Annotated in this window: 20 protein-coding genes; 11 read left to right on the top strand and 9 right to left on the bottom strand. The window is 71.6% G+C overall.

What is annotated here, in order from left to right; translation table 11 throughout:
• Nucleotides 1–41: 41 nt before the first annotated feature.
• The 4 genes from ABD844_RS25930 to ABD844_RS25915 all read right to left on the bottom strand — a co-directional run bounded on the left by ABD844_RS25930 (nucleotide 42) and on the right by ABD844_RS25915 (nucleotide 4,171).
• On the bottom strand, nucleotides 42–644 hold the full coding sequence (locus ABD844_RS25930) for a GNAT family N-acetyltransferase (protein ID WP_344883105.1): 603 nt from the start codon (nucleotides 642–644) through the stop codon (nucleotides 42–44).
• Between the two features lie 205 nt (nucleotides 645–849).
• Nucleotides 850–1,587: a GntR family transcriptional regulator gene (locus tag ABD844_RS25925; protein ID WP_344883102.1), complete on the bottom strand. Its 738-nt coding sequence runs from the start codon at nucleotides 1,585–1,587 to the stop codon at nucleotides 850–852.
• Nucleotides 1,588–2,491: 904 nt separating this feature from the next.
• Complete coding sequence (locus ABD844_RS25920) at nucleotides 2,492–2,914, bottom strand: Zn-ribbon domain-containing OB-fold protein (RefSeq protein ID WP_344883099.1); 423 nt, start codon at nucleotides 2,912–2,914, stop codon at nucleotides 2,492–2,494.
• Nucleotides 2,915–2,983: 69 nt separating this feature from the next.
• Complete coding sequence (locus tag ABD844_RS25915; RefSeq protein WP_344883096.1) at nucleotides 2,984–4,171, bottom strand: thiolase C-terminal domain-containing protein; 1,188 nt, start codon at nucleotides 4,169–4,171, stop codon at nucleotides 2,984–2,986.
• Between the two features lie 139 nt (nucleotides 4,172–4,310).
• Between ABD844_RS25915 and ABD844_RS25910 the strand changes: the two genes are divergently transcribed.
• The 6 genes from ABD844_RS25910 to ABD844_RS25885 all read left to right on the top strand — a co-directional run bounded on the left by ABD844_RS25910 (nucleotide 4,311) and on the right by ABD844_RS25885 (nucleotide 9,582).
• A complete protein-coding gene (locus tag ABD844_RS25910) occupies nucleotides 4,311–4,937 on the top strand; it encodes a flavin reductase family protein (protein ID WP_425568652.1) in 627 nt (208 codons plus the stop codon).
• Nucleotides 4,934–6,049: an acyl-CoA dehydrogenase family protein gene (locus tag ABD844_RS25905; protein ID WP_344883093.1), complete on the top strand. Its 1,116-nt coding sequence runs from the start codon at nucleotides 4,934–4,936 to the stop codon at nucleotides 6,047–6,049. The genes ABD844_RS25910 and ABD844_RS25905 overlap by 4 nt, the downstream gene beginning before the upstream one ends.
• A gap of 13 nt (nucleotides 6,050–6,062) precedes the next feature.
• Nucleotides 6,063–6,848 carry an SDR family oxidoreductase gene (locus ABD844_RS25900; RefSeq protein WP_344883090.1) on the top strand — a complete coding sequence of 262 codons (786 nt, stop codon included), beginning with the start codon at nucleotides 6,063–6,065 and terminating at the stop codon, nucleotides 6,846–6,848.
• A gap of 32 nt (nucleotides 6,849–6,880) precedes the next feature.
• Nucleotides 6,881–7,210, top strand: a complete 330-nt coding sequence (locus tag ABD844_RS25895) for a PadR family transcriptional regulator (protein ID WP_344883088.1) — start codon at nucleotides 6,881–6,883, stop codon at nucleotides 7,208–7,210.
• Entirely contained in the window at nucleotides 7,207–8,211 is a 1,005-nt protein-coding gene (locus ABD844_RS25890) for a hypothetical protein (protein ID WP_344883085.1), read from the top strand. Before ABD844_RS25895 ends, ABD844_RS25890 begins: the two co-directional genes overlap by 4 nt.
• A 63-nt stretch (nucleotides 8,212–8,274) precedes the next feature.
• The gene (locus tag ABD844_RS25885; RefSeq protein WP_344883082.1) at nucleotides 8,275–9,582 is read left to right on the top strand and encodes a DUF2252 domain-containing protein; all 1,308 of its coding nucleotides are present in this window, start codon (nucleotides 8,275–8,277) and stop codon (nucleotides 9,580–9,582) included.
• A 37-nt stretch (nucleotides 9,583–9,619) separates the two neighbouring features.
• Here the strand turns inward: ABD844_RS25885 and ABD844_RS25880 are convergent, their stop codons facing one another.
• The 3 genes from ABD844_RS25880 to ABD844_RS25870 form a co-directional block, all read right to left on the bottom strand.
• Nucleotides 9,620–10,441, bottom strand: a complete 822-nt coding sequence (locus tag ABD844_RS25880) for an ATP-grasp domain-containing protein (protein WP_344883079.1) — start codon at nucleotides 10,439–10,441, stop codon at nucleotides 9,620–9,622.
• A 99-nt stretch (nucleotides 10,442–10,540) separates the two neighbouring features.
• Entirely contained in the window at nucleotides 10,541–10,801 is a 261-nt protein-coding gene (locus tag ABD844_RS25875) for a hypothetical protein (RefSeq protein ID WP_344883076.1), read from the bottom strand.
• Between the two features lie 43 nt (nucleotides 10,802–10,844).
• Nucleotides 10,845–11,132 carry a hypothetical protein gene (locus ABD844_RS25870; protein WP_344883073.1) on the bottom strand — a complete coding sequence of 96 codons (288 nt, stop codon included), beginning with the start codon at nucleotides 11,130–11,132 and terminating at the stop codon, nucleotides 10,845–10,847.
• Between the two features lie 218 nt (nucleotides 11,133–11,350).
• Between ABD844_RS25870 and ABD844_RS25865 the strand changes: the two genes are divergently transcribed.
• The gene (locus ABD844_RS25865) at nucleotides 11,351–12,007 is read left to right on the top strand and encodes an NIPSNAP family protein (protein WP_344883071.1); all 657 of its coding nucleotides are present in this window, start codon (nucleotides 11,351–11,353) and stop codon (nucleotides 12,005–12,007) included.
• 64 nt (nucleotides 12,008–12,071) lie between these two features.
• On the opposite strand, the gene ABD844_RS25860 is transcribed toward ABD844_RS25865, so the two are convergent.
• Both ABD844_RS25860 and ABD844_RS25855 read right to left on the bottom strand, forming a co-directional pair.
• Complete coding sequence (locus ABD844_RS25860) at nucleotides 12,072–12,989, bottom strand: SDR family oxidoreductase (RefSeq protein WP_344883069.1); 918 nt, start codon at nucleotides 12,987–12,989, stop codon at nucleotides 12,072–12,074.
• Nucleotides 12,990–13,034: 45 nt separating this feature from the next.
• Nucleotides 13,035–13,997 carry an SDR family oxidoreductase gene (locus ABD844_RS25855; RefSeq protein ID WP_344883067.1) on the bottom strand — a complete coding sequence of 321 codons (963 nt, stop codon included), beginning with the start codon at nucleotides 13,995–13,997 and terminating at the stop codon, nucleotides 13,035–13,037.
• Nucleotides 13,998–14,039: 42 nt separating this feature from the next.
• On the opposite strand from ABD844_RS25855, the gene ABD844_RS25850 reads away from it, so the two are divergent.
• The 4 genes from ABD844_RS25850 to ABD844_RS25835 are packed head-to-tail and all read left to right on the top strand — an operon-like array spanning nucleotide 14,040 to nucleotide 17,278.
• A complete protein-coding gene (locus tag ABD844_RS25850) occupies nucleotides 14,040–14,768 on the top strand; it encodes an enoyl-CoA hydratase family protein (protein ID WP_344883063.1) in 729 nt (242 codons plus the stop codon).
• A gap of 8 nt (nucleotides 14,769–14,776) precedes the next feature.
• Entirely contained in the window at nucleotides 14,777–15,538 is a 762-nt protein-coding gene (locus tag ABD844_RS25845; protein WP_344883147.1) for a CoA transferase subunit A, read from the top strand.
• A complete protein-coding gene (locus ABD844_RS25840; RefSeq protein ID WP_344883060.1) occupies nucleotides 15,510–16,247 on the top strand; it encodes a CoA-transferase subunit beta in 738 nt (245 codons plus the stop codon). The genes ABD844_RS25845 and ABD844_RS25840 overlap by 29 nt, the downstream gene beginning before the upstream one ends.
• Entirely contained in the window at nucleotides 16,244–17,278 is a 1,035-nt protein-coding gene (locus ABD844_RS25835) for an NAD(P)H-dependent flavin oxidoreductase (RefSeq protein ID WP_344883057.1), read from the top strand. Before ABD844_RS25840 ends, ABD844_RS25835 begins: the two co-directional genes overlap by 4 nt.

The raw sequence follows: 17,278 nt of genomic DNA, 5'->3' as shown, positions 1-17,278 counted from the left end.
CGCTCTCCGCACTGCTACCGCAGCGACTCGGGACTGCTGGTCTAGGCGCTGATCAGTTCGGCGATGGTCAGGTCGCGGAAGACCGTGGTCGTCACGTCCTCCGACGGCCGCTCGAAGAGCGCCCCGGACGACCGATGGGGCAGGTCCACCGTGCGGACGTGGCGGAACCCGCGGGTCCGGTAGTAGTGCTGCAGCCGCGGGTTGCCCTTGGCGCAGTCGAGCCGGAGCCAGGGCAGCCCCGCGGCGTGGGCCGCGGTGCAGGCCCAGTCCAGCAGGGCGTCACCGAGGCCGAAGCCCGACCAGGGACGGGCCACGGCCAGTTTGTGGATGTAGAGTGCCGCCCCCGGATTGTCGGCCGGAGTCCAGAACTCCGGGTCCGCGTGGTCGTCAAGGGCTATGGTGGCCACCGGAGGGGCCGATTCGTCGGGGTCCAGGTATCTGAGCTCGTCGTCCAGCAGGAACAGCACCCGCTCCTCGATGAGCGGCTCGATCCGCTCGGGACCGAACCCGCCACGGGGCCACTGCCGCACCCCTCGCGTGTAGAGCCACTCGGCGGTGTCGGCGAGCAGCGTGAGCACGCCGGGAAGGTCCGATGGTTGCGCTCTGCGGAGGGAGAGCGGGTGCAGCAGGGTGGTGGTGTGCATAAGTCGTACCCTTCGTTGCGATGGGTTGCAGCGCAGGCACATAGCGTGAGGACGCAATGTCGCGCAGAGGGCGAAATGTGGCCATAATCCGAAAAAACTGGATAAATGGCGATTTAGGGGAGTATGCACGACTCCCCTAGGCCAGCGAGGCGGCTATTTCTCGCTGCGCCCGGCCGGCGGGATCACCCCTTCACCCACGAACTCGTCAGCGGCGATCGAGTTCGTATCTGATCAGATGTTTGTCGGCTGGCAACACCGACACGGCGACACGCACAGGCATGTCGGCCCCGTCGTAACCCACTCGGACATAGACCATGACTGGCGTGCCGAGTTCGAGTTGGAGGCGCTCGGCCTCCTCTTGGTTGGGCATCCGCGCCCAGATGTCGTCGATGACGCGGACCTGCGCATGGCCCAACTCTTCCAGCACCCGATTCGCCCCTCGCGCGATGTCTCCGGGCCTGGCGATCTCGGAGTCGGCAACCAGATCACGGGGGAAGTAGGAATCGTTGGTGTTGTACGGCTGGCCGTCCACGAACCGCAGACGACGCCTCACCACCGCCAATTCACCGTCCGCCAGTTCCAGCCTGCTGGCGATCTCCTCGACGGGAGACACCGTCAGCACCTCGATGTACTGGCTGGGCGCTCGGCCTTCCTGCGCGACGGCGTAGGCGAACGCCTCGCGCAACTCCCCGCTGGATTGCGGCTCCAGCTCCCGCTGTGGATAGATCAGCAGCGGTCTGCGGTCTCTGACCACGGTTCCGCGCCGCGGCGTGCGCGTGACGAGTCCCTCGTTGACGAGTTCGCCAAGGGCCAGCCTCACCGTGTTCCTGCTCACCCCATGGTCTTCCATGAGCTGCGCCTCGGTCGGTAGCTGTGCCCCGGGGCCGAGGACACCCGAGTAGATGGCCCGTCGCAACTCCGAAGCCACCTGCTGATACAGCACCGACCTTGCCACTTTCACCCCTTTTGTTCCAACAATTTAGACGATCTGGTTCTAGCAGGCCACAACCCCTTGACCAAACCGCCCCGACCGGCCCATCATCCATTCGTTGGTACAAATCCATCTAAAGGCCGGTGAGGGGGTGAAGGCCAGTGTTGCCGGTCCGCACGGGTACGCCATACCTGCCCTGGCATGACCCTCGCGAAGCTACGCGTCTACTGCGTTACGCGTCGCCTCGCGTGCGATCGACCCACACCTACCAGAGCATGTCCAACGGCGCCTCCGCGCAATCGGTGTTGACTGAGCTGACCGTGTGGTGCGATGACGGATCCTTTATCGCGAACGAGGAGGGTGACGCCCCCGTCACGCGTCCCATTGATGACCCGGTCGGTACAGCTCGACGCATCGCCGCACGTAACCGGCAGCAGGGACCTTCACGTCCCCCCATCGACTCCGTGGGCGAGCCAACGGTCTAGGACTCCATCCCTCGCCGGAGTCCTGGCGCCGTCGCACACGGGGCAGGAAGCGCGTCCTGGCGGGTCCCCCACGCCCGCCAGGGCGCGTTTTCCACTCAGGGACCGACCACGAGACCCACGCCTCCATCTCCCGATGGGGGCCTTCTCGTTTTCCGGGACGGCGGGGCGCGGGCCCTGGGGCGGGCACCCGCTCGCGCCCTTGGGCGCGCAGGCAGGATCTCGTCGCGTGACCCCCCGGTCACCATCGCCACCGAGTCCTCACCGCTCACGTCTGCCGCCAGTCTGTGCCGTCCGCGTAGACGACGCCTACTGCCTCATCATCAACCCTGGGACGCGAACGCGGGGACACCTTTCTTGTTGGTGGGACTGGTGGGATTTTCTGGTACCAATCCAGTTTCCGGCGCAAGATCAACCAGCCGGGAGGATTTCCGTCAGTACGGAGCGGAACGCGGGGTTCCGGCGTCGGCCGGCGCCCAGTCCAGCAGCGTCAACCCCTCCCCCACCTCGGTGAACACCCCCACGACCCGCTCGCCGCCCACCGGGTGCCGCGCGGCGCGCCAGTTGCCGTACACCAGACAGCCCGGAACCGCCACAGGCCGGACCATCACCACTAGGTATGGCTCGCGGCGCCCCGGCACGAACGGCTGACGGCTGACGATCCAGCTCTCGACCGTCCCCACGGGCTCCACCTCCCGCCAGTGCCACCCCTCCGTACGGCAGGCCGCGCAGAACGCCCGCGCCGGGAACCGGAGCGTGCCGCAGGCGTCACACTCCTGCACCGCGAACTCCCGCCTGGCGACCCGCTCCCACCAGGGCGCGGAGTCCCGGTCGGGCTGCGGCGGATAGGCCGTCACGAGGCCACCTCAGACTCCGTCACGACGCCCCCTCGGCATCCGTCACCACTCTCTCCTCAGGACCCGTCACTACGCTCTCCTCAGGATCAGGGCCGAGGTGGCGGGCAGGATGTAGCCGGGCTGGGACGTCGAGAGCGCCACCTCCGCCCCCGGCACCTGCCGGTCCCCGGCCTCGCCCCGGAGCTGGGAGACCGCCTCGGCGAGGTGGTTGATCCCGTGCACGTACCCCTCGGACAGGAAGCCCCCGTGCGTGTTGACCGGCAGCGGGCCGTCGAGCGCGGTGGCCCCCGAGTCCACGTACGGGCCGCCCTCCCCCTTGGCGCAGAACCCGTAGTCCTCGAGCTGGACGATCACCGAGTACGTGAAGCAGTCGTACAGCTCGGCCACGTCGATGTCGGCGGGCCCGAGCCCGGCCTGGGCGTACAGGCGCGGGGCCAGTGCGGCGGCGGCGGTCACGGTGGGATCGGGGCCGGTCCAGGAAGGACCGCCGGGACCGGAGAGATGAGAGGTGCCGCCGCCCCAGGCCGCGGCCGAGACGAGGACGGGCGGGCGGCGCAGCGAGCGGGCGCGTTCGGCGGTGGTGACGACCACGGCGCAGGCCCCGTCGGTCTCCAGGCAGCAGTCCAGGAGGCGGAACGGCTCGGCGATCCACCGGCTGGCCAGGTAGTCGTCCAGGGTGATCGGGGCGCGCATGAGGGCGCGCGGGTTCTTGGCGGCGTTGGCGCGCTGGGTCACCGCGAGCCGGCCGAAGTGCTCCTCCTTGGTGCCGTAGCGGAGCATGTGGGCGCGGGCGTACATGGCGTACTGCTGGGGTGGGGCCACGAACCCGTACGGGGCCTGGTACTGCGTCTCCGGGCTGACCGGCACGCCCCGGCCGGTGCCGCCCATGCGGAACTCCGAGCGGGCGTTGACGGCCCGGTAGCAGACGACGGTCTCGGCCATCCCGGCGGCCACCGCCAGCGCGGCCTGGCCGACCACCGCGTGCGAGACGCTGCCGCCGCCGAACTGGTCGAGGTGCCAGGCCAGGTCCGTCAGGCCCAGCGCGGGGCCGACGAGCGTGGGCGGGGCGGAGTCGCCCACCCGGTGGGTGGCCAGGCCGTCCACGTCGTCGGGGGCCAGCCCCGCGTCCTCCAGGGCGGCGAGCACGGCGCGACAGGCCAGGGTCAGGGTGCTGACGCCGGAGTCCTTGGTGAAGGGGGTGTAGCCGACCCCGGCGACGGCGGTGCGATCGCGGAATTCAAGCAAGCGCTTGGACACATCGGTCACGGTAGGCGGGCGCGTCCGGACCTGTCAACGCAGGTCGGAGGGGGCGACTTGACAGCGTTTCGAGGATCGTCCTACCGTCCAAGCAAGCGCTTGGTATGATAGGCGCATTCGGTGGACGAGGAGGCGGACCATGAGCACACACGCTGCCCGGCTCATCACGCCGGACGGCGGTCGCGGCCTTCCGACGCCCCATCAGCGCAGGATTCGCAACGGAGCCGCCATGCCGCCGGGCCCATCCCACCACAGCCCGAACGGCCACCTCGACAGCCGCCGCTTCCGTCAGGTGCTCGGCAGGTTCGCGACCGGAGTGGTGGCGATCACCGCGGTCGACCCGCTGGACGGGCAACCGTGCGGCCTGGCCGCCAACTCCTTCACCTCGGTCTCGCTCGACCCGCCGCTCGTGGCGTTCTGCGTGGCGTACACGAGCACGAGCTGGCCGAAGGTGCGCGGCGCCAAGGTCGTCACCGTGAACGTGCTGTCCGAGGACCAGCAGCCCGTCTGCGCGCAGATGGCGGCCAAGGGCGGCGACAAGTTCGCGGGCCTGGAGTGGACCGGCTCGCCCGGCGGCAACCCCGTGCTCGACGGCGCGCTGGCCTGGATCGACTGCGCCGTCGAGGCCGAGCACCCGGCGGGCGACCACGTGATCGTGGTGGCCCGAGTGCTCCAGCTCGACACGTACGCGGAGGGTGGTCCGCTGGTGTTCTTCCGCGGCGCCTACGGCTCGTTCGACGGCTCGTCCGACGAGGGGGCTCGTTGACCCTTCGTGAGGAGGCGCGCGCCTGGCTGGAGGCGAGCCTGAGCGGCGAATTCGCCGCCGCGCGAGGGCTCGGCGGCCCCGGCCGCGAGCACGAGGGCCACGAGCTGCGCCAGGCGTGGGAACGCCATCTCGGCAAGCACGGCTGGACGTGCCTGGCCTGGCCCGAGCGGTACGGCGGCCGCGCCGCCTCCCTGGAGGACCAGGTCGCCTTCCACGAGGAGTACGCCAGGGCCGAGGCCCCGGCCCGCGTGGGCCACATCGGCGAGGGCCTGATCGGCCCCACCATCCTCGAGTTCGGCACCGACGAGCAGAAGGACCGGTTCCTGCCCCCGATCCAGCGGGGCGAGGAGCTGTGGTGCCAGGGCTACTCCGAGCCGGAGGCCGGATCCGACCTGGCGAACGTCCAGACGCGGGCCCGCCTCGAAGGCGGCGAATGGGTGATCACCGGCCAGAAGGTGTGGACGTCGCTGGCGCACGTGGCCGACTGGTGCTTCGTCCTGTGCCGTACGGAGGAGGGCTCGCGGCGGCATCGCGGGCTGTCGTACCTGCTGGTGCCCATGCGGCGGCCGGGCGTGCAGGTCCGGCCGATCGTGCAGCTCACCGGGACCTCGGAGTTCAACGAGGTGTTCTTCGACGGCGCGCGCACGGCGGCGGGCAACATCCTCGGCGCGCCCGGCGAGGGCTGGCGGGTCGCCATGGCCACGCTGGGCCACGAGCGCGGCGCGTCCACGCTCGGGCAGCAGATCGGCTTCCGGCGGGAGCTGGCCGCGGTCATCGAGACCGCCAGGCGGACCGGCGCGGCCGAGGATCCGGTGCTGCGCGACCGGCTCGTACGCTCGTGGCTGGAGCTGGAGATCATGCGCCTCAACGCGCTCAGGATGCTGCGCCCCGACCCGGGCCCCGAGGCGTCGATCGCCAAGCTGTACTGGTCGGAGTGGCACCGCAGGCTGGGCGAGCTGGCGCAGGCCGTCCAGGGCAGAGCGGGGCTCGTGGGCGAGCCGAACGCCCTGCGGCGGCTCTACCTGTTCAGCCGGGCCGACACGATCTATGCCGGTTCCAGCGAGATCCAGCGGAACATCATCGCCGAGCGCACCCTGGGACTCCCCCGCTGATTGGAGCCTGCCGATGCCCCAGCAGAGATCCTCGTCGTACCCGAAGGCGCACGGCCTGCTCGACGGCAAGGTCACCCTGGTCACGGCCGCCGCGGGAGCGGGCATCGGCTACGCCACGGCCAGGCGCTGCGCTGAGGAGGGCGCCACGATCGTCGTCTCCGACCGGCACGAGCGCCGCCTGTCGGCCGCCGCCGACGCGCTGACGGAGCTGACGGGCGTCAAACCGCTGGCCGTCCCGTGCGACGTGACGTCGGAGCCTCAGGTGCTGGCGCTGTTCGACGCGGTGGTGGAGGCGCACGGCCGGCTGGACGTGGTGGTCAACAACGCCGGCCTCGGCGGTACGGCCCCCCTGTCCGAGATGACCGACGACCAGTGGCACGCGGTCATCGACGTCACCCTGAACGGCACCATGCGCTGCACCAGGGCCGCGCTCCGGCAGATGATCGCCCAGGGCTCCGGCGCCATCGTCAACAACGCCTCGGTCGTCGGCTGGCGGGCCCAGCGGGGGCAGGCGCACTACGCGGCGGCCAAGGCCGGTGTGATGGCGCTGACCAGGTGCGTCGCGCTGGAGGCGGCCGAGCACGGGGTCCGGGTCAACGCCGTGGCGCCGTCGCTGGCCGTGCACCCGTTCCTCGCCAAGGTGACCAGCGAGGAGTTGCTGGCCGAGCTGACGGCCAAGGAGGCGTTCGGGCGTTCGGCGGAGCCGTGGGAGGTGGCCAACGTGATCGTCTTCCTGGCCAGCGACTACGCCTCGTACATGACGGGCGAGGTGGTCTCGGTCTCCTCACAGCACCCCTAACAATATCCTGCGAGACAAGATATGGTGGGTGCATGAATATGACGGAGCCCATGTTCCTGGCGCTGACGGCGCTGGTGGACGAGCCGCGCCACGGCTACGGCATCCTCCAGGAGGTCGACCGGCTGTCCGAGGGGCGCACCCAGCTCAAGATCGGCACGCTCTACGGCGTCCTCGACCGCCTCTCCGCGGCCGGTCTGGTGGCGCTCGACCGCGAGGAGGTGCAGCAGGGGCGGCTGCGCCGCTACTACCGGCTCACCGACGAGGGCGCCCGCGCGCTCCAGGAGGAGGCCGCCAGGCTGGCCGCCACCGCGCACGCCGCCACGGCCCGCCTGCGCGTCAGGACCGCCGGAGGCGCCGCATGAGCCTGCTCGAACAGCGCTACCGGTCGGTGCTGCGCCTGCTGCCCGCCTCCTACCGCGCCGAGCGGGAGGAGGAGATGGTGTCCGCGTTCACGGAGATGTCCGGCGAAGTGCCCGACGAGGTGAACCCGCGCCCTCGCTGGGGCGAGATCGCCAGCGTGCTCGCGCTGTCGGTGCGGGTGCGGCTGGGCGGCGTGGGCGCGACCCCGCGGGCCTTCGCCTGGGGCCGCGCCGTACGCCTGCTCGCCCTGCTCGGCCTGGCCCACCAGAGCATGTACGCCACCTCCGAGCTCATCGGGCTGGCCCACCAGTTCACCCGCGGCACCGACCACCAACTCACCGCGGGCCAACCGCTCTCCTTCGAGCGGCTGATGTCCATCGCCGTCCTGGCCGCGACGGTCTGCTCGGCGGTCGCGTTCGCGGCGATCGTCCGCGGCCATGTCCGCTGGGCGAAGGTGACGGCCCTGCTGGGCGCCGCGCCCATGGTGGTCTACTTCGTGGTCCCGATGGTCCTGGCCGGGTACTCAGGCGACGGGCCGCTGACCGAGGCGACCCGCCTGGCGCTCGTACTGCTGCCGTTGGCCGCGCTCCTGGCGGGCTTCCACTCCGACTTCGAGCCGACGCGCGGCCCGTGGACGCTCGCGCTGGCGCCCGCCGCCGCGGGCCTGGCGCTGCTGGGCTGGCCCGGCGCCGCCCTCGCGCTGGGGCTGCGCGATCCGGAGTGGATCTACATGTGGCTGGACCTGGGAATGGTGGTCGCGGCGTGGGCCGTGGGCGCGACGGTGGTGCTGGCCCGCCGCCGCTCGGCGTCCTGGGCACTCGCGCTGTCGGCGGCCGGTCTGCTGCTGCTGGCGGCCCGGCTGCCGGCGCTCACCAACCTGCCCGCGGGCGTGGAGTGGGCTGCGGTCTGCGTCCAGTGCGCGTTGCTCGGCACGTTGTCCGCCGCGCTGGCCGCGACCGGGCTGGGCCGGCTGCCCGCCGTACGGAGCGCGCCCGGGCCCTGACTGCCCCTGTCAGGGAAAGACCAGGGTAGGCGGCAAGGGCGATCCGGATCTAGTCTCCCCTGCATGGGCACACGCTCCTCCTTCTTGCTCGACGTCCTCATGGCGGAGTTCGGCGAGTCGATCAAGCGCGATCCGGCCGCGTTCAGGCGGAAGTTCCGGAAGATGGCGGCCTCGCCCTTCGCCTTCTACCGGGGCAGCGCCTGCCTGTTCTACGCCGACATGGCGGGCGGCTCCAGCGGGGCGTACGCCGACGACTCCTACCTCGACGGGCCGACCAGCCGGGTGTGGATCCACGGCGACCTGCACGCGGAGAACTTCGGCACGTACATGAACGCCTCCGGCGAGCTGGTCTTCAACGTCAACGACTTCGACGAGGCGTACGTGGGGCCGTACGTCTGGGACCTCAAGCGCTTCGCCGCCAGCGTGGCCCTGCTCGGCTACGCCAAGGCGCTGTCGGACGACTCGATCAGCGTACTCGTCACCGACTTCGCCGGCGCGTACCTGATGGAGCTGGGGGCCGTCGCGGCGGGCGGGGACGACGCGATCGGGTCGCTCACGCTCGGCACCACCAGCGGCGTGCTGCACCGGGTGCTCCAGCGCGCCCGGCTCAGCACCCGCGTGGCGCTGCTGGACGTGGAGACCGTGATCGACGACTACGACCGCCGCTTCGCGCTCATGGAGGGACGCGAGCCCGTGGACGCGGCGACCCGGCGGGACGTGCTGGCCGCGTTCGACGACTACCTGGCCACGTTGCCCGTGACGGTCAACCCCGTCGAGCACGTGATCAAGGACGTGGCGCTGCGCAAGGGCGTGGGCATCGGGTCGGCGGGGCTGCCGTCGTACAACCTGCTGCTCGAAGGGCGCTCGCAGGCGCTGGAGAACGACGTCATCCTGTACATGAAGCAGGCGGCGGTGCCCGCGGTGGCGCGGCACGTCGCCGACGAGAAGGTCACCTCCTACTTCCTGCACCAGGGGCACCGCACGGCCGAGTCGCAGCGGGCGCTGCAGGCGTACGCCGATCCGTGGCTGGGTTACACCATGCTCAACGGCGTGGGGCAGCTCGTGGCCGAGGTGTCGCCGTACTCGGCCGACCTCGACTGGGACGACGTCAACGAGCCGGCCGAACTGCGCTCGATCGTGCAGGACCTGGGCCGGGCGGTCGCCCGCATGCACTCGGTGGCCGACGACGAGTCCAGCCACGACCTGGTGGACTTCTCGACGGAGGAGGCGATCGTGCACGTGATCGGCGACGACCGGGCGGGGTTCGTCGCGATGCTGGTGGACTTCGCCCACCGTTACGGGGCGCAGGCCAGGCACGACCACCAGCAGTTCGTGGACCTCTTCCGCAACGGCCGCCTCCCGGGGGTGTGATCCCGAGAGGACGGCCGCCGAGCTGGGCTGCCGCTGATCACAGCAGCTCGCGCAGGGCCCGCGCGAACCTCGCCGCAGCCTCCGGCTCCTGGTTCAGGAAGAGATAGGGCTCGGTCAGCTCCACCTCGATGACGGCCGGTCCGCCGCCGGGAAGCCGGACCAGGTCGATCCTGGCGTAGAGAAGGACATGGGGTACGGCAACAAGCACCTTCTCGGCGAGTTCGACCTGGTCCGGGGCTGGGGTGCGAGTGTGGACCCGCGGGGGTTCACCGGCCGCCTGCCCTGTGTCCAACACGGGGGCCAGCACGGGGTTGCGGCGGACGGCGTGGCTGAAGCGGCCGTTGAAGTACAGCAGCGAGGTCTCGCCCTCCGACTCCACCATGTCGAGGTAGGGCTGCACCATCGGTGTGCGCCCCGCGGCCTCCAGCGCCGCGGCCAGCGTCTGGGCCTCGGCGCGGTCGGTGGTCCTGGTGGTGTCGCGGCCCCCGGCGGAGACGGCCGGCTTGACCACGTATTCCGGCCAGTCCGGCAGCCCACGCGACGACCAGTGCGTGGGCACGGTCGGCACGTCGAGGTCACGCAGGTACGTCTTGTCGGTGTTGGACTCGAGCACGGCGCGGGAGTTCAGCAGCCGCGTGACGGACTCCGCCCCACGCGCCCACGCCAGGAACTCCTCCCGCCTGGGCACGTAGTCCCACACCGAGCGGATGACGACGGCGTCGTACGCGCTCCAGTCGACACCAGGGTCGTCCCAGCGCTCGGCGCGCCCCTCGATGCCGACCTCCCGCCAGGCGGCCAGAACCGGGGCGATCTCGTCGTCGTCAGCCCCCGCAGACGTGGCATAAGCACAGATAGTCACGCACGGATGCTAATACGGCGCGAGCCGGGCCAAATCCGACCCGGCTCGCACCTACTCCGGACACACCGCGTCATGCCGTCCCGCGGCGTGGCCCCCGAATCAGTCGACGACGTCGTCGACGACCACGTCGCTACCGTTGGTGCCGATCACGGCGTTGCCGTTGACGTTGTTGACGCTGGTCGCGCCGTGGCCGCCACTCAGGTTGGTGCTGACGACGTTGCCGAAGTTGTTGCCCGACTGCGAGGAGTGGGCATTGTGGCTGGAGTTGCCCGCGTTCGTGTCGGCGTACGCGGGGACGGACAGCAGGGTCACCCCGGCCGCGGCGGCGATGACACCCGTCACGCAGAGCTTCTTCATCATCTCGATGTCCTTTCAGAGTGCTGTTTTCCCGGACGTCAGCCGGTCAGTGGAAGATGTACGTCACCGTGATCCCGCCGTTGGTGGCGGTCGGGGCGAAGCCGTTGACGTTGTTGACGTTGGTCGAGAACCCCTGGCCGTGGTTGCGGCCGAAGACGTCGCCGAAGTTGTTGCCCGACTGGGTCGAGTCGCTGTTGTCGCTCCGGTTGGCCGACCAGTTGCCACCGCCCCAGGGACCGGCCCAGTCGTCGTCAGCGTGAGCGGGGACTGCAAGCAGCGTGCCGCCGGCGACCGCTGCCAGCACGGCCGCGGCGGCGCACAGTCTTTTGATCACATCTGCTCCTTCGCCAGTGGAACAAGCCCGCAGGAACGGCGGTGGGCCAGGGCCCAGGGCACACCACCATCCCCGTTGACCTTCTTTGACCTCAGGGGATCAAGGTCAGAGCGAGCATATAACCTCACGTGGTCGTTTGATAGCTGTGAGTGATCAGAACATTGTTCGGCCAATACGCTGACAAGGGGTGTCAGTGACCAGGGCCTAGTGTCCGCCACATGATCTACGAGCTACGCCGCTACCAGATGCGTCCTGGGCGGCGGGACACACTGATCTCCCTGTTCGAGCGGGAGTTCATCGAGACGCAGGAAGCCGTGGGCATGCGGGTGACGGGCACGTTCCGGGAGGCCGGGGAGCCCGACACCTTTCCCTGGCTGCGGGCCTTCCCCGACATGGAGGCGCGGCGGGAGTCGCTGGCGGCCTTCTACGGCGGGCCGGTGTGGCAGGCCCACGGTGAGGCGGCCAACGCCACGATGCTGGACTCGGACGACGTGCTCCTGCTGCACCCCGCCGGGCCCGAGCCACTCTCTGGGGAACGCCCGCCCGCAGGCGCGGGAGAACCGCCCTCGTCACTCTACGTCGCCACGATCTACCACGTCGCGGGCGACGACTTCGCCGCGTTCTTCGCCCGCGAGGCCGCGCCGGTGCTCGCCGCGGCCGGGGTGGCGCCGGTCGCCTGCCTGGAGAGCGAGCACTCGGAGAACACCTTTCCGCGGCTGCCCGTACGGACCGGGGTGAACGTGTTCGTGTGGTTCGCACGGTTCGAACGGGCGGCGGACGAACGCGAGGTGCCCCTGCCCATGCTCGCGTCCCGCCTCACCGCCGCCCCGCAGCGCCTCCGCCTGCACCCCACCGCCCGCTCCGCCATGCGCTGACCCCCGCAGGCTCCCTTGAGAGCCGCCCGCGCCACGTAGGGCCGCCGCTTCCTCCCGGAGAACCTCAGCCCGGCTGTGGGGACGTGCCGTAGACCGGTTCAGGGGGCGGGGCGGAGGAGAGGAGGGCGGTGAGTGCGGGGCCGAGGTCAGCGGGCGACCAGCGGGCGCCGCAGTCCACCGCCGGGCCGTGGCGCCAGCCGGTGGCCACCGAGACGACACCGCCCTCCACCTCGAACATCCGCCCCGTGACGTGCCCCGACTCCGCCGAGCCGAGCCACACCACGAGCGGGGCCACGTTGGCGGGGTGCATGGCGTCGAACCCGGACTCCGGCCTGGCCATGGCGCCGGCGAACACCTCCTCCGTCATCCGGGTACGGGCGGCGGGCGCGATGGCGTTCACCGTGACGCCGTACCGGCCCAGCTCGGCCGCCGCCACCTGGGTGAGAGCGGCGATGCCCGCCTTGGCCGCCGCGTAGTTGGCCTGCCCGACGCTCCCGAGCAGGCCCGCGCCCGACGAGGTGTTGATCACCCGGCCGCTGACCCGGTCCCCGGCCTTGGACCTCTCCCGCCAGTACGCCGCCGCGTGCCGCAGCGGGGCGAAGTGTCCCTTGAGGTGGACGCGTACGACGTCGTCCCAGTCCTGCTCGGTCATCGAGACCAGCATCCGGTCCCGGACGAACCCCGCGTTGTTGACCAGTACGTCGAGCCTGCCGTACGCGCTGACGGCCGTCTTGACCAGCCGCGCCGCCCCGTCCCAGTCGGCGACGTCGTCGTTGCTGGCCACCGCCTGGCCGCCGAACCCGCGGATCTCCTCGGCCACCGCCAGGGCGGGGCCGGGCGAGCCGCCGTCGCCGCCGGGGCCGGTGCCGAGGTCGTTGACCACGACGCGGGCGCCCTGCCGGGCGAACTCCAGCGCGTGTTCCCTGCCGATGCCGCGACCGGCGCCCGTCACGACCACCACTCGGCCGGCACAGATTCCCACACAGACCTCCCGGAAGGATCAAGCAGGAAGGATCAAGCAGAGATATCAGGAAATGTCGCCAGAAACCAGATGTCGCCAGGCGGGGATCTCGCCGCCGCCGTCCACCCGCACCTCGGCCCCGGTCACATAGCCGGGCGCGGCCAGCCACAGGCACGCCCGCGCCACGTCGGCAGGGGTGGCCATCCGGCCCGCCGGGATGGCCCGCCCGTCCAGATCGGAGCGCCCCCCGTAGTGGCCGGACGCGTCACGGGCGGACGCCTCACGGGCGGGCGTTCCGTAGCCGGATGCGCCGGGGCCCGATGTGCCAGGGGCAGGCGTGTCGACGGCGGGCGTGTCGAATGCGGGGTTGTCGAAGGCGGGTGTGTCGAGGGTCGTGGCCAGGCCCACGACGACCGTGTTGACGCGTACTCGCGGGGCCCACTCGGCGGCCAGGCAGCGGGCCAGGTGGTGCAGGCCGGCCTTGGCGGCGCCGTACGCGGAGGTGCCGGGCGAGGGGCGGGCGCCGCTCGCGCTGCCGATCATGATGACGGCCCCGCCCGAGGCGGCCAGCAGCGGGTACGCGCGCTGCGAGACCAGCAGCGGGGCCGTGAGGTTGAGTTCGATGACGCGGGCGTGCAGGCGCGGCGAGGTGCCCTCCAGGGGCGCGGGGGGCGAGCCGCCCGCGTTGTTCACCACGACGTCGAGGCGGTCGAATCCGGCGAGCAGGCGTTCGACGTCCTCCGGCACCCGGACGTCCGCCCGCACGAACCGGACGCCCGCCTGCGCCAGTCGACGCCCACCGCCCCCTGGCACACCCACCTCCGCCTGGGCGAAGCCGTTTCCGGGAGGACCCACGCCCGCCCGAGCGGAGCCGTGCGCGCCTGCGCCGCGTGGCTCGGGTGCGGTGCGGGCGCAGACGGTGACCTCGGCGCCCGCCGCGCGGAAGGCCGCGGCGATGCCCGCGCCGATGCCCCTGGTCCCGCCGGTCACCAGGACGGACTTACCCGTGTAGTCGTAAGTGACGGTCACGGATGCTACCGTACCAAGCAAGCGTTAGGTAAGGGAGAGTGGATGGGGATCTCGCTGCTGGGTGGGCCCGTCGCCGAGGTGGTGGTGGACGTGCCGCCGGTGAACGCGTTGCCCGTGCGGGCCTGGGAGGAGCTGGCCCGGGCCGTACGCGCCGCCGGGGACGACCCCGTGACCAGGGTGGTCGTGCTGCGGGCCGAGGGACGCGGGTTCAACGCCGGGGTGGACATCAAGGAGATGCGTGACACCGAGGGCTTCACCGCGCTGGTCGGGGCCAACCGGGCGTGTTACGCGGCGTTCGCGGCCGTGTACGAGTGCGCCGTCCCGGTGGTGGCCGCCGTGCACGGGCACTGCCTGGGCGGCGGGATCGGCCTGGTGGGGAACGCGGACGTGGTCGTGGCCGGCGAGGACGCGTACTTCGGCCTGCCCGAGGTGGACCGCGGCGCGCTGGGGGCGGCCACGCACCTGGCCAGGCTGGTGCCCCGGCACCTGGTGCGCGCCATGGTCTACACGTGCAGGAACGCGACCGCGGCCGAGCTGCACGCGTTCGGGTCGGTGCTGGCGGTGGTGCCGCGCGACAGGCTGCGCGAGGCGGCGATGGAGGTGGCCGGGCAGATCGCGGCCAAGGACCCGTACGTCATCCGCCGCGCCAAGGAGTCGCTCAACGGCATCGACCCGGTCGACGTCAACCGCAGCTACCGCTTCGAGCAGGGCTTCACCTTCGAGCTGAACCTCATGGGCATCGGCGACCGGCACCGGGAGCGGTTCACGTGAGCAAGCTGATGACGGCCGGGCAGGTGGCCGCGTCCGTGGAGAGCGGCATGACGGTGGGCATCGGCGGGTGGGGCTCGCGCCGCAAGCCCATGGCCCTCGTCGGCGCCCTGCTGCGCTCCCCCGTACGCGACCTCACGATCGTCTCGTACGGCGGCCCCGACGTCGGCCTGCTGTGCGCGGCCGGGAAGGTGCGCAGGGTCGTGGCCCCGTTCGTCACGCTCGACTCCATCCCCCTGGAGCCCAACTTCCGGCGCGCCCGCCAGGCAGGGGAGATCGAGTTCACCGAGTACGACGAGGGCATGTTCATGTTCGGGCTGCTGGCGGGGGCGCACCGGCTGCCGTTCCTGCCGACGCGGGCGGGGATGGGGTCCGACGTGCTGCGGGTCAATCCTGAGCTGCGCACGGTGCGCTCGCCGTACGCGGACGGCGAGGAGCTGGTGGCGGTGCCGGCGCTGACCGCGGACGTGGCGCTGGTGCACCTGAACCGGGCCGACGCGCTGGGCAACGCCCAGTACCTGGGGCCCGATCCGTACTTCGACGACCTCTACGCCAAGGCGGCCGCGCGGTGTTACGTCTCGTGCGAGCGGGTGGTGGACACCGCCGACCTGCTCAAGGGCGGGCCCGTGCAGTCGTTGCTGATCAGCCGGTCGATGGTGGCGGGCGTGGTGGAGGCGCCGGGCGGCGCCGGGTTCACCTCGTGCGAGCCCGACTACGGGCGCGACGAGGAGGCGCAGCGGCGCTATGTGGAGGACTCCCGTGAGCAGGGCTGACGTTTGCGTGGTGGCGTGCGCGGAGGCGTTCAGGGGCGACGGGGAGATCCTCGCGGCCGGGATCGGCGGGGCGATCACGGTGCTGGCGGCGCGGCTGGCGCGGCTGACGTTCGAGCCGCTGCTGCTCACGCACGACGGCGTCTGCCTGCTCACCGGCGACGTGCCCGCGCTGGGCGAGGCGCCGCGGGAGGTGGAGGGGTGGCTGCCGTTCAGGGAGCACCTGTGGCTGGTGCTGAACGGTCGGCGGCACGTCATGCTCGGGGCGAGCCAGATCGACCGGTACGGCAACACGAACATCTCGTGCGTCGGCGACTGGGCCCGGCCCACGGCGCAGCTCCTGGGCGTACGCGGCGCCCCTGGGAACACGCGCTGCGACCCGACGAGCTACTGGATCCCCCGCCATTCGAGGCGGGTCTTCGTGCCCGCCGTCGACATGGTCAGCGGGCTCGGCACCGATCGGGGCGCGTTCGAGCTGCGGCGGGTGGTGACGAACCTGGCCGTGCTGGACTTCGGGGCGCCTGACGGGGCGATGCGGCTGGTGTCGGTGCATCCCGGGGTGAGCGTGGCCGACGTGGCGGCGGCGACGGGGTTCGACCTGCACGGCATGTCGGGAAATGTCGCCCGGACGCGGGAGCCGACCATCGAGGAACTGCGCGTGCTGGACCGGCTCGACCCCGGCCGCCTGCGCGACCGGGAGGTGCCCGCGTGAGGACCGCGCTGACGTCGCTGGTCGGCTGCCGGCACCCGATCGTGCAGACCGGCATGGGGTACGTCGCGGGCGCCCGGCTGGCGGCGGCCGTGTCCCTGGCGGGCGGCCTGGGCGTCATCGGCGCGGCCACCATGTCGGTGCCGGAGATGACGGCGGCGATCCGGCGGGTGAAGGAGCGTACCGACGCGCCCTTCGGGGTGAACCTCCGCGCCGACGCCGACGACGCGGCCGAGCGGGTGGAGGTGCTGGTCCGGGAGGGGGTGCGGGTGGCGTCGTTCGCGCTGGCGCCGCGCCGGGAGCTGATCGCCCGGCTGAAGGACGCGGGCGTCGTGACGATCCCGTCGGTGGGCGCGCGCCGGCACGCGGAGAAGGTGGCCGGGTGGGGCGCGGACGCGGTCGTCGTCCAGGGTGGCGAGGGCGGCGGGCACACCGGTCCCGTGGCCACCACGCTGCTGCTGCCGCAGGTCGTGGACGCGGTGGACATCCCGGTGATCGCGGCAGGAGGGTTCTTCGACGGGCGGGGGCTGGTGGCGGCGCTGGCGTACGGGGCCTGCGGGATCGCCATGGGCACCCGATTCCTGCTGACCGAGGACTCGCCGGTGCCCGACGAGGTGAAGAAGTTCTACCTGGCGGCGCGGGAGACGGTGGTGACCACGTCCGTGGACGGCGTGCCGCACCGGGTGCTGGACACGCCGTTCGTGGCCTCGCTCGAACGCGCGCGGCTGCTGCGGGCGGTGGTGAACGGCACCCGCTTCAGGCGGCTGTCGGGGCTGTCGTGGCGGGCGATGCTCCGGGAGGGGCGGCGGATGCGGCGCGGGCGCGAGCTGACGTGGGCGCAGGTGCTGCAGGCGGCCAACACGCCGGTGCTGCTGCGGGCGGCCATGGTGGACGGGCGGGTGGATCTGGGGGTGATGGCCTCGGGGCAGGTGGTCGGGGTGCTCGACGACCTGCCGTCGTGCCGGGAGCTGATCGAACGTGTCATGGCCGAGGCGGAGACCGCCCTGGCCCGGCTCCCCCGGCCCGCGGGCTGA

Origin of the sequence: Nonomuraea antimicrobica (assembly GCF_039536965.1) — a bacterium.
Taxonomy (GTDB): domain Bacteria; phylum Actinomycetota; class Actinomycetes; order Streptosporangiales; family Streptosporangiaceae; genus Nonomuraea; species Nonomuraea antimicrobica.
The sequence above is the reverse complement of the archived record's forward strand: the minus strand, read 5'-3'. Positions and strand labels throughout refer to the sequence as shown.